The following is a 12,725-nucleotide window of genomic DNA, read 5'->3' on the forward strand; positions in this document are numbered from 1 at the left end:
CCACGTACCCGGGGAAGGGGCGGCCGGCCCCTTGACGGCTTGTGTCGAGGCCCGCTGGACTGTCCGGGGGCGGACCCACACCAGGCAGGGGGCGGTGGCCATGCAGGAGGCGCGGCAGGCACGACAGTTCGGGTACGAGGTCTCGCCGCATCCCGCCTACGCGAGCAGCGCCGCGCAGGAGTACGTGGGCCGCGTCAACGAGGCCGTCACCAAGGTGGCGGAGCGTTTGGACCTGGCAAAGGGCGTCCTGGGGTTCGTGATGTTCGCCGTCCTGTTCTTGATACTGGGGTGGGGGGCGATGGGCGAGGGGCTGCAGATAGCGGTGGTCCTCGTGGGTTCGTGGGTCGTACCGATCGCGGTCGGGCTCCGTATCGGGTTCGGCACCTCGTTGGCCAAAGGAAGAAAGGTGGCCGACGAGCAGGAGAGGGTGCTGCGCGACCATCCGTGGCAGGTGTGGCCCTGCCGGGTCGAGAACCTCCTCGCGGAGGAGGCGGCCGCGGCGTCGAAGGACGCGGGATACCTGGGCCGGCCGCAGCCCCACCCGCCGGGCGGCAGGATCGTGTCCTGCAGGGTCCACCTGCTCGCGCCGGATGGTTCGACGGCGCGTAGTTACCTGTGCCTGTTACCAGGGGACGTCTGGGACTCGATGACCGACGGGCTGGGCGCGCTGTGGATCTGCGGCGACCTGCGCGAACAGGTCGTCGTCGCGGTGCCGGGCGCGGCGGTGTGCTGGCAGGGCCGCCCGGTGAGGACACCCGCGGCCGACGGCGCCGGACGTACGGACTCGTCCGTCGTCGAGGACATCGCCCGCCAGGCCGGGATCGCCGCCATCCAGGACTGGCTCGGCTGAACACGCACCCGTCCCGGTAGCTCGCGGGCCCGGCTGACGAGCTCGTCGGACGGGCTGTGGTGCGGACGGTCGCGTCGCCCAAGGCGCGCAGCTCGTGGCCGAGCGCGGCGAGGACCGCGGCGCCGACGGTACGGGGGTGTTGGTGGCGGAGTGGTAGGGCAGGGGCTATGTCATCGGGGCTTCTCGGTGCGTGACCGCAGGCCGTGGCCGGGCGGTGGGGGTCAGCTCGGGGCCGAGGGCGGGGTGACGTCCCGTACGAACACGGGCTTGAGGTGCTTCTCCGGCAGTGCGTCGGGCAGTTGCTCCCAGTCGAGGACATGGGAGACGACGCGGGCGGGATCGACGGTGCCGGAGGCGGCGAGGGCGAGGGCGTCGGGGATGTGGGCGCGGACGTTGTCGCGGGCGACGCGCAGGGTGACGCCGGTGAGGTACATGTCGAGCAGGGGGAGCTCGCCGGGCCGGAAGTGGTTGCCGGCGGACTCGCAGATGCCTTCGGGGGCGAGGGAGCCGAGGGCGAGGGCGAGTTGGTCGACGCGGCCGGTGGCCTCGACGGCGATGTCGAATCCGTGCCGGATCGGCTCGGTCGTCTCGGCGGTGCGGGCGCCGAAGCCCTCGGCGAGCTTGCGGTGCTCGGCGTCGGGGTCGACGTACAGGACGTCGGAGGCGCCGAGGGCGCGGGCGATGTCGCAGACGTACAGGCCGATGCTGCCCCGGGCGACGACCAGGACCCGGGCTCCGGGGTGGGCCTGGAGATGGGGCGCGACGAGCCGCCAGGACAGGGACCAGTTGTCGCTCGCCGAGGCCATGGCGACCGGGTCGAGGCCGGTGGGCAGCGGGACGAGCATGGCGTCGGCGTACGGGACGCGGACCAGGTCGGAGAAGAGCCCTCCCCAGCTGCCGCCGATCGGCGCGCCGTACATCGCCGTGTGCGGGACCGAGGCGCAGTGGGCGGTGAGCCCGCCGCGGCAGGGGGCGCAGGTGCCGCAGCTGATGGACCAGGGGACGACGACCAGGTCGCCGGGGGCCACGGTGGTGACCTGGTCGCCGATGTCGGTGACGCGGGCGACGCATTCGTGGCCGAGGGCGAACGGCGGGTCGATGAAGCCGTGCCCGGCGAGGAGGGAGGAGTCGACGTCGCAGGAGGTGGCGGCGACGGGGGCGACGATCGCCTCCGGGCCGGACCGGATCTCGGGGTCGGGCACCTCGCGCCATTCGACCGTACGGCGGGCGATGTAGGTCAGTTCACGCATCGGCCCGCTGCCCCTTCGCCAGCGCGACCAGGTCGGCGTGGCGGACGACGGAGCCGCCCGCGCCCCAGGTGCCCTCGGGCTGTTCGTGCACCAGCACCCACACCCGCAGCGCCTGGTCCGGGGTCAGGCCGGCGGCCGCGAGCACGGTGGCGGTGGCCTCCTCGACCAGGCCCGCCTTGCGCCGCTCCGACAGGGCCCCCTGGGGAACCGTCACCTCCACCAGGAAGCGGGGCGCGTCGTCCTCGGCCGTCTTCTGCGCGCCCTCGGGCAGCTCGGTGAGGTAGCTCCACGCCTGGGCCCGGAAGAAGGCGGTGTCGGGCGCGCCCTCCCAGCGCAGCAGTACAGCGGCGAGGTCCCGCTGGATCGTCGCGCGGCCCTGATCGGTCAGGGCGCCGGTCGGGACGGTCAACCGGATCATCGGCATGGCAGCTCCTCGGTGCTTCGACAGCCTCTCGTTATGACAGTCGTCATAACGAGAGGTCACGCTAGACTATGACGGTCGTTATAGCCAGAGGAGATGTGCAGGTGGCCAAGAGCAGCAGCGGTACGCCGTCCCGCGAGCGGATCGTGGCCGGCGCCGCCGACATGATCAGCCGGCGCGGGCTGAACGCCACGAGCATCCGGGAGATGGCCAAGCACGCCCAGGCACCGCTCGGCTCGACGTACCACTACTTCCCCGAGGGCAAGCAGCAGCTGGCCACAGAGGCGGTCCGCTACACAGGGGAATGGGTCGCCCGCCGCCTGCGCAAGGAACTCGAAGCCGGCCCCGCCGCCGGCCTGCGCGCCTTCCTGGCCCTGTGGCGGGCGATCGTCGTCGACACCGACTTCCACGCCGGCTGCCCCGTCCTGGCCGTGGCCATCGAGGAACCCCCCGCCGACGAGGTGCCGCCCGCCCTGGCGGCCGCGGCCGAGGTCTTCGACCAGTGGGAGGGCCTGCTCGCCGACTCCCTGCGCGCACACGGCGCCGACGCCGAGCAGGCCGCGCAGGTCGCCACGCTCGTCGTCGCGGCCGTCGAAGGCACCGTGGCGCTCTGCCGCGCCAAGCGCAGCACCGAACCCCTGGACCGCACCGCGGCTCAGCTCCAGGCCCTCATCGACGCCACGATCACGCCCTGAGGGCCCCGCCGGGGCTTTCAGGGGCGCGGCCTGGGGCCCTCAGGACCGTGTCGTACCTCTGTGGTACTCATCTGCCATGAGCCAGTTCCGCGACTTCAACCTCAAGCTGCTCGTCATCGAGGAGCTCATGTACGGCCCCGAGCCGCTCCTCCCGGTCTACGACCTGTCCGCGCGGCTGACCGATCAGGGGATCGGCGACCCCGCGTCCTACGTCCTGGAGAACGGCCTCCACGCGGAGGTACTGCCGGAGTCCCGGGCTCATTTCGAGTCCTTGGAGATCCCGGCCGAGCTGCTCGCCCGCGTCGAGGAGCTGTGCTTCGACGCGGGGGCGGACGTCTTCCGGCACTGTGCCCCCGCCTGGGACGGCGAGGACGACCTGTTCGACGTCCGCTCGCTCGAGGACCTCGCCCTGCTGCCCAACCTGCGCGAGGTCACCTTCGTGGAGGACGGCGTCCTGGCGGTGCCCGACGCGGCGGAAGTCTTCGCCGCGCGCGGCATCGATACCGACTGAGCCCCGGCACGCATGCGTTGCCCACCGCCCGACCGACGCGCCCTCAGGGACCCGGTCGGGGAAGGCCGCGCACCACCGTCACCGGGACGCTTCCAGCACCCCGGCCGTTCCGGCGGCGATGCCGCGTGAGCCACCGTCGGCCCCCGCGTCAGCAGGCAGGATGGACCGGACCAGAGGGCGTGGGGAGTACCAGGGGCCACTCGACCCTCGTGTCGGCGGGGGCGGACCGATCGCGTCGCGCGGCGACCAGGACGTCGTGGACCGTCCCCCGAACCAGTGGCTCCGGCCGCTTGCTGCTCATGCTGTGTCGCCGGCTCCGGCGCCCCCGGCACGCACACCGGGTGCACCGGCGCGTTCCCGCGCCGCGAGCCGCTACGCCCTTCGGTGGGGCACCCGAACGGCACACGACGCTCAGCCGGCCCCGGCCCCCGCCCCGGCCGCGGCTCGCCGGCACGTCCAGCAGGTCGCCCAGGGGGCGGTGCGCGGCCTCCTGGGCTGCGAGTCCGCGGTCGTACGCCCGTTCGTGAATCGGCAGCATCACTCCTGCATGGGGTCCTGTTGCCGGGAGATGTTCTGCTCCGTCCAGATGGTCTTGCCGGAGTCGCTGTAGCGGCTGCCCCATCGTGACGTGACCTGAGCGACGAGGAACAGGCCTCGGCCGCCCTCGTCGGTGCTGACGGCCCTGCGCAGCCGTGGGTGGCTGTTGCTCGTGTCGGTGACTTCGCATACCAGTACCTGGTCGCGGATCAGCCGTAGGCTGACGGGCCCTTCGGTGTATCGCATCGCGTTGGTGACCAGTTCGCTGACCACGAGTTCTGTCGTGAAGACCAGATCGTCCAGGCCCCAGTGGGCCAGTTGTGTGCCGACCAGTCGCCGTGCCCGGGCGACTGCCTCCAGATCCTGTGGGAACTGCCACTCGGCCACGTCGGCCGGGGCGACGGCCCGTGTCCGGGCCAGGAGCACCGTGGTGTCGTCGGCGTGGCGGCGTGTGGGGGAAGCCGAGGCCATGAGGTCCATGCCCGCGTCTTCCAGTGGTCGTCCCGGCACGCGTGCGGAGCGCAGGAGATCGGTCACGTCCGCGCGGGAGCTCCTGTCGGCGTCGGCGCCCGCGGCGGTGAGGAGCCCGTCGCTGTACAGAGCGATCACGCTGCCGGGTGCGAGTTCGATCTCGACCACGTCGAACGGCGTTCCGCCGACTCCGAGGAACGGACCGGGCGGAACGTCCACGAGGCTCACGCTGCCGTCTGGAGCGATCACGGCTGGTGGTGGATGTCCCGCGCTGGCGAAGCGACACCTCCGCGACACCGGGTCGTAGTCCGCGTAGAGGCAGGACGCGCCGACGGCGTCGGGGTGTTCCGCCTCGGCGGCCATCCGGTGGACCAGGTCGTCCAGGCGAGTCAGCAGTTCGTCGGGGGCGAGGTCGAGATCGGCGAGCGTATGGATCGCCGTCCTCAGTCGTGCCATCGTCGCCGTCGCGGGCAGCCCGTGGCCGATGACGTCTCCGACCACCAGCGCGGTCCGCAACGACGACAACGCGAGCGCGTCGAACCAGTCCCCGCCGACACCGGTGTCTCCGGCGGCTGCCCGGAAGAAGCCGGCCGTGTCCACGGCGGCGGTGCTGCCCGAGACGGGGGGCCGCAGACTGCTGCGCAGCGCCGCCGCCGTGCGGCGCTCGTGGGTGTAGCGGCGGGCGTTGTCGATGGCGAGGGCCGCGAGGTTCACGATCTCCTTCATCAGCTTCGCGTCCTGCCCGTCGAAGGGGTACGGCCGCCGGGTACGGAAGACCTGGGCGTATCCCAGGACGCGCCCGCCCGCCACCAGCGCGGCTCCCATGGACGCATGGGTGCCTGCGGGAACCATCCGTCCCACGTCCGGTCCCTTGCCGAGGAATTCCAGGTAGTCGCCAGGCCCGTTGCCGACCAGCACGTCTCCCCGTTCGAGGTTGCGGAAGCCAGGGTGGTCGGAGACCTGGGGAAGCAGCTCGCCCACCGCCACTTGGTCGCCGGGCCAGGGCCCGTGCGCGTGTTTCGCAGCGGCCCGCCGGAAGTCGGCGTTCAGGCCCTCCACGCGGCGGGGTGGCTCCGCGCCCGAGCCGAGCCCGTCGAAGAACTCCACCGCCGCGAGGTCTCCCAGGGCAGGTACGAGGAAGTCCACCAGGTCCTCGGCGATGCGTTCGGCCACCAGACTGCGGCTGATGCTGCGAGAGGCCCGGTAGACGAGGTCCAGCCGGTCGGACGACCGGAAGCGCTCGGTGACGTCGACGAGCGAGGAGAACACCCCGTCGATCCGCCCCCGCAGATCGTGCACCGGGGCGGCGGTCAGCGAGTAGACGCGGCCCCGGCCGTCCTGCGAAGCGCCGCGCAGGAGGCCGGACTCGTCCACCACGGACACGCCCGTCTCCATGACCTCGCGCAGCACGTCGCGCGCAGAACCCCTCCTGCCGAACCTCGGCATCTCGCACAACAGGTCCTCGCCGGCCCGCAGCCGCCCCGAACGGGCTACTTCCGGACTGCTGCGCCGCACGCGCAGGTCGCTGTCGTGGAGGGTGATCTGCCACTCCTCCTGCCGGAGAGCGGCCGACCCGATGGCCAGGCCGTCACGCCAGTCCGCCAGGGCGTCCATCGGGAGGCCGAACACGAGGACGCCGCCGCCCCCGGCGGCCGGGGCAAGAGGCATGAGCCGCACCCAGACGTCCACGACGCCGCCGTCGCGAGTGCGCAGGCCGACCACCCTGCCGCCCGGGGCGCCCCCGCAGGGCTCAAGCCTCCCGCGAGGGCGGCGTACCGCGACGAGGTCCCGTGCCCTACGGCCCAGAGGCGTGGGATTCGGCCCACTGTGACCGAGCAGGCGAGCCGCGCCGGGGGTCCACGAGAGCAGGGTGCCGCTGCTGTCCACCACGGCGGCGACGGCCCCGTCCAAAGGTGGCGGTGGGCTGGAGTCGGCTGGGCGGGAACCATCCATGAGGCCTCCAAGAACACTTCCGAATATATGCCCTGCTCTGCTTTCCCGTCCGTCCGCCACGGCCGGCGAGCCAAAGCCCGGTCCGTCGTACGACGACGCGCCCAGCCCTCCGGCACCGCCCGCTGGGCATAGGCCACCGACAACGGCGGAATCCTCGGACCCGGACGACGCGTACCCCACCCAAGACGAATCTCCGACTCAGGACACCGGCCGGGGTCGCCCGCGCAGTCGAACCGACCGACGAGGTCGTCGGAGGAGGCGACGGTGACGACCACGACGGTGATCTCGCCTGCGGGCATATGCGGAGGGCTCTCGTGTACGGGTCCGCTTGCGGCCGGGGCGGCCTTCGAGCGAGCCGGCGGCACGACAGGAAACCCGAAGGTGGTCACCCGCGCGGACCCGCCCTCGATGCGCCGGCGAGGACGGCGGACCAGGATGGTGCCGGGATCTCGTCCGTCGCTCGGCGGACTTGCGAACGCAGGCCCGACCAGGTCATGCGCGCCGAAGCCCCGCGTGCCGAATGTCCCCATCCGACGGAACAAAGGGAGTGCGTATGGCCGGAACGTCGGCTGGCGGCGGCAACGACACGGAGCGCTCCCGGCGCTCGACGCCGCACTCCGCAGACCTTCTCGACCTCCGACGTGTGGGCGCGCATCCGGACCACTGGTATCCGGTGGCCCTGTCGAGGAGGGTGCGTCGAGGACGGGTGTACGCGACCGCGTTCGCCGGTGAGCGCATCGCGCTCTACCGCGGCGAGAGCGGGGTCGTACACGCCTTGGAGGACCGGTGCGCACACCGCCAGGTCCCTCTGAGCATGGGTGTGGTGGAGGGCGAGACGCTCCGCTGCTGCTACCACGCCTGGGTCTACCGCGGTGACGGCCGCATCTCGCGGATCCCCTACCTCTCCAAGGGGGACGGTCGGCCGCCGCGCGGAGTGCGCGGCTACGCCGTTCGTGAGGCGTACGGCCTGGTCTTCGTCTTCCCCGGGGACCCGGAGAAGGCAGCGGAGGCCGCGTTTCCGGAGCTGCCGGCGCACGGGTCGCCGAAGTACCGGACCATGACCTTCTCCCGGACCGTACGCTGCCACTACTCCTTCATGCACGAGAACCTGCTCGACATGAACCACCAGTTCCTCCACCGCGGCGTCGTGGGCAAGCTGCACCCGGAGCTCCTGGGTCACCGGTCCGACGGGCGGACGGTGGAGGCCCGCTACCTGTTCACGCACACCGGGGGGAAGCGGAACCGCAGCGCCGGCCTGCTGGCCGGCGAGGGCATCGGCGGTGCGGCCACCAGCGATGTCATGACCATCCGCACGCAGTACCCGTACCAGACGCTCGACCTGGTTCCGCAGGACGCCGACCACCCGTCCTTCCGGCTCTGGGCCGCGTACGTGCCCGAGGACGTCGAGCAGCGCACGTGCCGTACCTACGGCCTGCTCATGATCGAGAAGCCCGGGATTCCCGCCGCCCTTCATGTGGCATGGCCGTTCATCCGTCGTTTCACCGAGCGGGTCTTCGCAGAGGACCGGATGGCCGTCGAAGCGGAACAGAGGGCGTGGGACGAGCAGGGCGAGGACCGCAACCACGAGGTCTTCCCGGTGATCCTGGACGTCCGCGAGGTGCTGCGCGCCAACGGCGTCCCCCTGCGGCCGCGGACCGGCCCCTGCGACCCCGCTGCCTGCGACGACGCGTTCCCCGACCCGACGTCTGCACACCCGCGAGACCGACGGCACCCCTGAGCCGGGGGCTCGCCGCACAGGAGACGGGTCCAGAGGCGCCGTGCCGAGGGACTGCCCCGACGCGAGGCCGAGGGCACGTTCGGCACCCGTCCTCTGGCTACCCGCTCTTGCCGTTGGCTAGAGGCGTGTCGCGGTGCGGACGAGGTCGGCGACGGCTTGGGATCTGCTGTGCGGTGGCCAGGCGATGACGGTCGTGACAGCCGGTGCGTCCGGCACCGGCACCGTCGCGTGATCGTCGCGCAGGTGGGCTCGGAGGGACTCGGGCACGAGCGCGCAGGCCCGTCCGAGCGCGATCAGCTGGAACAGCTGGGTGTGGTCGCGCACCTGCGGGCCGGGTCCGTCCGGATAGCCCCCGTCCCGTCGAGGCCAGCGTGGCAGGGGCAGGTCCGTCAGGGTGGTGACCTCGGCCATCGACATATGGGGTCGGTCGGCCAAGGGGTGCCCCGCGGGCAGGACCACGACCTGCTGTTCGGTGTGCAGGTCCTCGGTGTCGAGTCCGGCCGTCGTGTCGAAGGGCCGCTGGAGCAGAGCGACGTCGGCACGCCCGTCGCGCAGCAGCCTTTCCTGCTCGCCGGGCCCGCACAGCATCACCTCGACGGCGACCGCGCCGGGCTCGGCGGCGTAGGCGTCCAGCAGCTTCGACAACAGTTCGCTGGACGCTCCGGCCTTCGTGGCCAGCACCACACCGAGCGGTTCGGCAGCTGCGCGGCGGGTGCGGCGCTCGGCGGCTTCGACCGCGTCGAGTGCGGCCCGGGCCTCCCGCAGAAGCACCGACCCGGCCTCGGTCAAGGCGACCGCGCGAGCAGTGCGGTGCAGCAGAACCACTCCGAGCCGCCGCTCGAGCTGCTGGATCGCCCGCGACAGCGGTGGTTGCGCCATGGCGAGCCGCTGCGCCGCCCGTCCGAAGTGCAACTCCTCGGCGACGGCGACGAAGTACCGTAGCTCCCGCGTCTCCACCGCGGCATCGTATCCGGCGCTCACCACGGCCGATATCCGTGCGGTATCACCGCCCACCCACTCGGTCTTGGACGTCCTACCCCAGTCCGCACCACGCTCGACGACATGGGTGAACAGACGATCGCGCTGGTGACCGGTGCGAACAAAGGAATCGGATACGAGATCGCGGCGGGCCTGGGCTCCCTCGGCTGGCGAGTCGGCGTGGGCGCGCGGGATCGACGGCGCCGCGACACCGCGGTGGAGAAGCTGCGCGCAGCGGGGGCCGACGCGTTCGGCGTTCCGCTCGACGTGGCGGACGACGCGAGTGTGGCCGCCGCGGCCGAGCTGATCGCCGACCGCGCCGGAGGGCTCGACGTCCTGGTCAACAACGCCGCGATCACCGGCGGTATGCCGCAGACGCCCACCACGGTCGATCCCGCGACCGTACGGGCCGTCGTGGAAACCAACGTGATCGGGGTCATCCGCGTCACCAACGCGATGCTGCCCATGCTGCGCGGCTCGGCATCGCCGCGGATCGTGAACATGTCCAGCAGCGTCGGCTCGCTCCTCCTCCAGACCACGCCCGGCATCGACATGGGCCCGATTCCCGTCGCGTACGTGGCGTCCAAGACCTTCCTCAACGCCGTCACCGTCCAGTACGCCAAGGAACTGAGCGACACCGGCATCCTGGTCAACTCCGGCTGTCCCGGTTTCACCGCCACCGACCTCAACGGCTTCCGGGGCGTCCGCACTCCCCACCAGGGCGCGGCGATCGCGATTCACCTCGCGACCCTGCCCGACGACGGGCCGACCGGCGGATTCTTCGACGACGGTGGAACAGTGCCCTGGTGACAGGCTCACCGGACCCTGCGCAGGGTCCGGTGGACCATGTGGCTGTCGGATGGCCGGCTCGTCGTTCCCGGCATGGGGCGGGGTGATCTGACGAATGTCGAGTGGGTCCGGTGGGAGCCGTCCTTGGGGTCCCGTTCCGGGCCCGAACGGGCATACCGTGGCGGGACCTTCCGGAGCGTTCCGGCAGCCGGAAGGTCGTCCATGAACGGCACCGGCGCTGGTCGGCGGACGGCACGGGGGACCTGACCCTGCGTGCCGTCCAGGCCGACGCCGGCCTCGCGGGCCGGATCGACCGGAGCGGGGTCAGCGTCGACTCGGCGTCCCGCCGGGCCCCTCAGCGCCCGGCCGGGGCCCGGAGGAAGACGCCGGATCAGGCACGGCATCCCCGAACCGAAGAACCAGCGGGCCGACCGCGAACGGCGCGGTAGCAAGGGCGGTCGGCCCGCCGGCTTCGACAGCGAGACCCACGAACGCCGCAACGAGGTCGAGCGCACGATCAACCGGCTCAAGAGTTCCTCAAGAGCGCCCGGGCCGTCGCCACCCGTTACGACAAGAGGGCCTGCGTCTTCCACGGCACCGTCACGGTCGCGGCGATCCGCTGACGGCTCGGCCCATGACGCGCCGGACAGAATCTAGGCGGTCTTGGTGGCGTTGCCGAGGATCTTGGTCGGGGTGATGCGGACGACCACGCGAACCTCTTCCGGCGGGGCCTCCAGGTACTCCTTGCCGCCGCCCGGGCCGAGGTATTCCTCGGCGATGCGGACGGCCACCGCGCGGTCGGCGTCCTCGGTGACGGCGGCCGTGCCGCGGATCTCGACGTACAGGTAGGGGTTGGCGAGGTCGAAGACGGTCAGGCCGACGCGCGGATCGCGGAGTATGTTCCGTTCCTTGCGCCGTCCCTGTTCGGTGGAGATCAGCAGCTCGCCGCCGTCACGGCTCACCCAGACCACCGAACTCTGCGGGCTGCCGTCAGGGTTGAGGGTGGACAAAACGGCCGGATGCGGTGCGTCAAGCAGGCTGCGCACGGTGTCGTTCATCTCAAGGGGCATGTCGGGAAGGCTAATCGGGCTCTCTGGTGCGGCGCACCGGAATACGTTCCCGCCACCACGAGCGACGCGGGGAGGCCGACGGGCGGCCTCCGGTTTTCGACCGTGAGGACCACGAGGCCCGGCACGCGGTCGAGTGCGGGATCAACCGGCTCAAGCGCGGTCGGGCAGTCGGGCGGTCGCCACCCGGTCGGACGGGCTTGCCGTCCGCTTCGAAACCGCCTTCCTGATCGTCGCGGTCGGCGAAGGGTCATGACCGACCTGAGTTGTCGGTTCCCCATGCCATGCCGACCGCGACCAGGGTCGAGAGAGTAGGGAGAGACAACGATGGGGCCCAGTACCGCGGCGCCGACAGGGAGAACGGCGACCGCAGCGGGCGACGGGTTCGACAGCTTGGAGGAACAAAATGCTGACCGGAATCGTGATCGACGCGCTGGACGTCGCGCGGATGGACCGCTTCTGGAAGGACGTGACGCGAGGCCGGACGGACGGCCTGCGGCTGCGGTTCGTGCCGACGGCGAAGCCGAAGGCGGGCAAGAACCGACTCCACCTCGACCTGGCCGGCGGGCCGGACTGGGAGGCCGAGGTGGCACGCCTGCTCACACTCGGTGCGACGCGGATCGACATCGGCCAGGGGGACGTCCCCTGGGATGTGCTGGCCGATCCGGAGGGCAACGAGTTCTGCGTGCTGCGTCCCGGGCACCCCGGAGTGCTCGCGGACTCCGGCCTCGTCGCGATCTGCCTCGACGTCGCCGAGGAGGACCGCTACGCGCAGCCGTCCTTCTGGGAGTCCCAGGCCGACTGGCACGCGATCGAGTCCCACGACTGGGGCGTCCGGCTCCGGCGGAGGCCCACCAGCACGGTCTCTCTGGTGATGGGGCCGCCTGCGGCGCCGAAAGCGGCGCGGAACAGGCTGCGGCTGGAGGTCACCCGTCGCGACCACCGGCCCGGCGAGTTCCTCGACGCCGGCGGTAACGAATTCCACGTCACGTACTGAGCGTGTCGACGAGGCCACTGCCCGGGTGAGGCCAGCCGGATCGGGACGAGGACCGCGACGCACACGGCCCCATGCCGTCGGGGAAGGTGTCGACGTCTCAACCCACCCGCACAGGAGCCCTGTTGGTTCCCCGTCCTGCCGCACTCGACCTCCCACACGCCCTGGTCGAGTGGGTCACCCCGCTCATCGCCGCCCGTGAGGGCGACCGGCGGTGCAAGCTGCCGCCGCTGTTTCGGGCGGTTGACGCAGCGTTCGACCGTGTTCCGCTGCTTGTACGCCTCGCGGCCTCACGCGGGTGGCCTGCCGCCGCGGCTTCCGCGACGAAGCCGGTGCCCCCCGTCGATCGGCTGGGACGGGGAGCACCGCGCGGATCCCGCGCTTGCGGGGGTACACCGAGGCCGACGTCGCCCGCCTCATGGTCGTCCGACGCATGAAGCCGTGCATGGGGGCCGGGGTCTCCGCGATGCG

General features: G+C 71.8%; 11 protein-coding genes and 2 pseudogenes. 8 read left to right on the forward strand and 5 right to left on the reverse strand.

What is annotated here, in order from left to right; all coding sequences use genetic code 11:
• Positions 1 to 94: 94 nt before the first annotated feature.
• Positions 95 to 850: a hypothetical protein gene (locus tag ACFQ8C_RS10345; RefSeq protein ID WP_383454412.1), complete on the forward strand. Its 756-nt coding sequence runs from the start codon at positions 95 to 97 to the stop codon at positions 848 to 850.
• 221 nt (positions 851 to 1,071) lie between these two features.
• Here the strand turns inward: ACFQ8C_RS10345 and ACFQ8C_RS10350 are convergent, their stop codons facing one another.
• Positions 1,072 to 2,100 (reverse strand): zinc-binding dehydrogenase, encoded by a 1,029-nt coding sequence (locus tag ACFQ8C_RS10350; protein WP_383454414.1) that lies wholly within the window; start codon positions 2,098 to 2,100, stop codon positions 1,072 to 1,074.
• The gene (locus tag ACFQ8C_RS10355) at positions 2,093 to 2,524 is read right to left on the reverse strand and encodes a 4-oxalocrotonate tautomerase family protein (RefSeq protein WP_383454416.1); all 432 of its coding nucleotides are present in this window, start codon (positions 2,522 to 2,524) and stop codon (positions 2,093 to 2,095) included. Before ACFQ8C_RS10355 ends, ACFQ8C_RS10350 begins: the two co-directional genes overlap by 8 nt.
• A gap of 101 nt (positions 2,525 to 2,625) precedes the next feature.
• Between ACFQ8C_RS10355 and ACFQ8C_RS10360 the strand changes: the two genes are divergently transcribed.
• Complete coding sequence (locus ACFQ8C_RS10360) at positions 2,626 to 3,216, forward strand: TetR/AcrR family transcriptional regulator (RefSeq protein WP_383454419.1); 591 nt, start codon at positions 2,626 to 2,628, stop codon at positions 3,214 to 3,216.
• A gap of 76 nt (positions 3,217 to 3,292) precedes the next feature.
• Complete coding sequence (locus tag ACFQ8C_RS10365) at positions 3,293 to 3,727, forward strand: DUF6892 domain-containing protein (protein WP_383454421.1); 435 nt, start codon at positions 3,293 to 3,295, stop codon at positions 3,725 to 3,727.
• A gap of 537 nt (positions 3,728 to 4,264) precedes the next feature.
• Here ACFQ8C_RS10365 and ACFQ8C_RS10370 read toward each other — a convergent pair.
• A complete protein-coding gene (locus tag ACFQ8C_RS10370; RefSeq protein ID WP_383454424.1) occupies positions 4,265 to 6,403 on the reverse strand; it encodes a SpoIIE family protein phosphatase in 2,139 nt (712 codons plus the stop codon).
• Positions 6,404 to 7,241: 838 nt separating this feature from the next.
• Between ACFQ8C_RS10370 and ACFQ8C_RS10375 the strand changes: the two genes are divergently transcribed.
• Positions 7,242 to 8,426 (forward strand): Rieske 2Fe-2S domain-containing protein, encoded by a 1,185-nt coding sequence (locus ACFQ8C_RS10375; protein WP_383454427.1) that lies wholly within the window; start codon positions 7,242 to 7,244, stop codon positions 8,424 to 8,426.
• Between the two features lie 117 nt (positions 8,427 to 8,543).
• Here the strand turns inward: ACFQ8C_RS10375 and ACFQ8C_RS10380 are convergent, their stop codons facing one another.
• On the reverse strand, positions 8,544 to 9,383 hold the full coding sequence (locus tag ACFQ8C_RS10380; RefSeq protein WP_383454430.1) for a LysR family transcriptional regulator: 840 nt from the start codon (positions 9,381 to 9,383) through the stop codon (positions 8,544 to 8,546).
• Positions 9,384 to 9,488: 105 nt separating this feature from the next.
• Here ACFQ8C_RS10380 and ACFQ8C_RS10385 point away from each other — a divergent pair, with 105 nt between their 5' ends.
• Positions 9,489 to 10,214: an SDR family NAD(P)-dependent oxidoreductase gene (locus tag ACFQ8C_RS10385; protein ID WP_383454433.1), complete on the forward strand. Its 726-nt coding sequence runs from the start codon at positions 9,489 to 9,491 to the stop codon at positions 10,212 to 10,214.
• Between the two features lie 72 nt (positions 10,215 to 10,286).
• A pseudogene (locus ACFQ8C_RS10390) lies at positions 10,287 to 10,816 on the forward strand (transposase).
• A gap of 30 nt (positions 10,817 to 10,846) precedes the next feature.
• Here ACFQ8C_RS10390 and ACFQ8C_RS10395 read toward each other — a convergent pair.
• Positions 10,847 to 11,263 carry a PPOX class F420-dependent oxidoreductase gene (locus ACFQ8C_RS10395; protein ID WP_383454435.1) on the reverse strand — a complete coding sequence of 139 codons (417 nt, stop codon included), beginning with the start codon at positions 11,261 to 11,263 and terminating at the stop codon, positions 10,847 to 10,849.
• A 403-nt stretch (positions 11,264 to 11,666) separates the two neighbouring features.
• Here ACFQ8C_RS10395 and ACFQ8C_RS10400 point away from each other — a divergent pair, with 403 nt between their 5' ends.
• Together ACFQ8C_RS10400 and ACFQ8C_RS10405 are read left to right on the forward strand one after the other, a co-directional pair.
• Positions 11,667 to 12,257, forward strand: a complete 591-nt coding sequence (locus ACFQ8C_RS10400) for a VOC family protein (RefSeq protein ID WP_383454437.1) — start codon at positions 11,667 to 11,669, stop codon at positions 12,255 to 12,257.
• Positions 12,258 to 12,379: 122 nt separating this feature from the next.
• Positions 12,380 to 12,577, forward strand: a pseudogene (locus ACFQ8C_RS10405) (IS5/IS1182 family transposase); the annotation flags it as partial.
• Between the last annotated feature and the right edge of the window lie 148 nt (positions 12,578 to 12,725).

Source organism: Streptomyces sp. NPDC056503, from assembly GCF_042794995.1.
Lineage (GTDB): Bacteria > Actinomycetota > Actinomycetes > Streptomycetales > Streptomycetaceae > Streptomyces.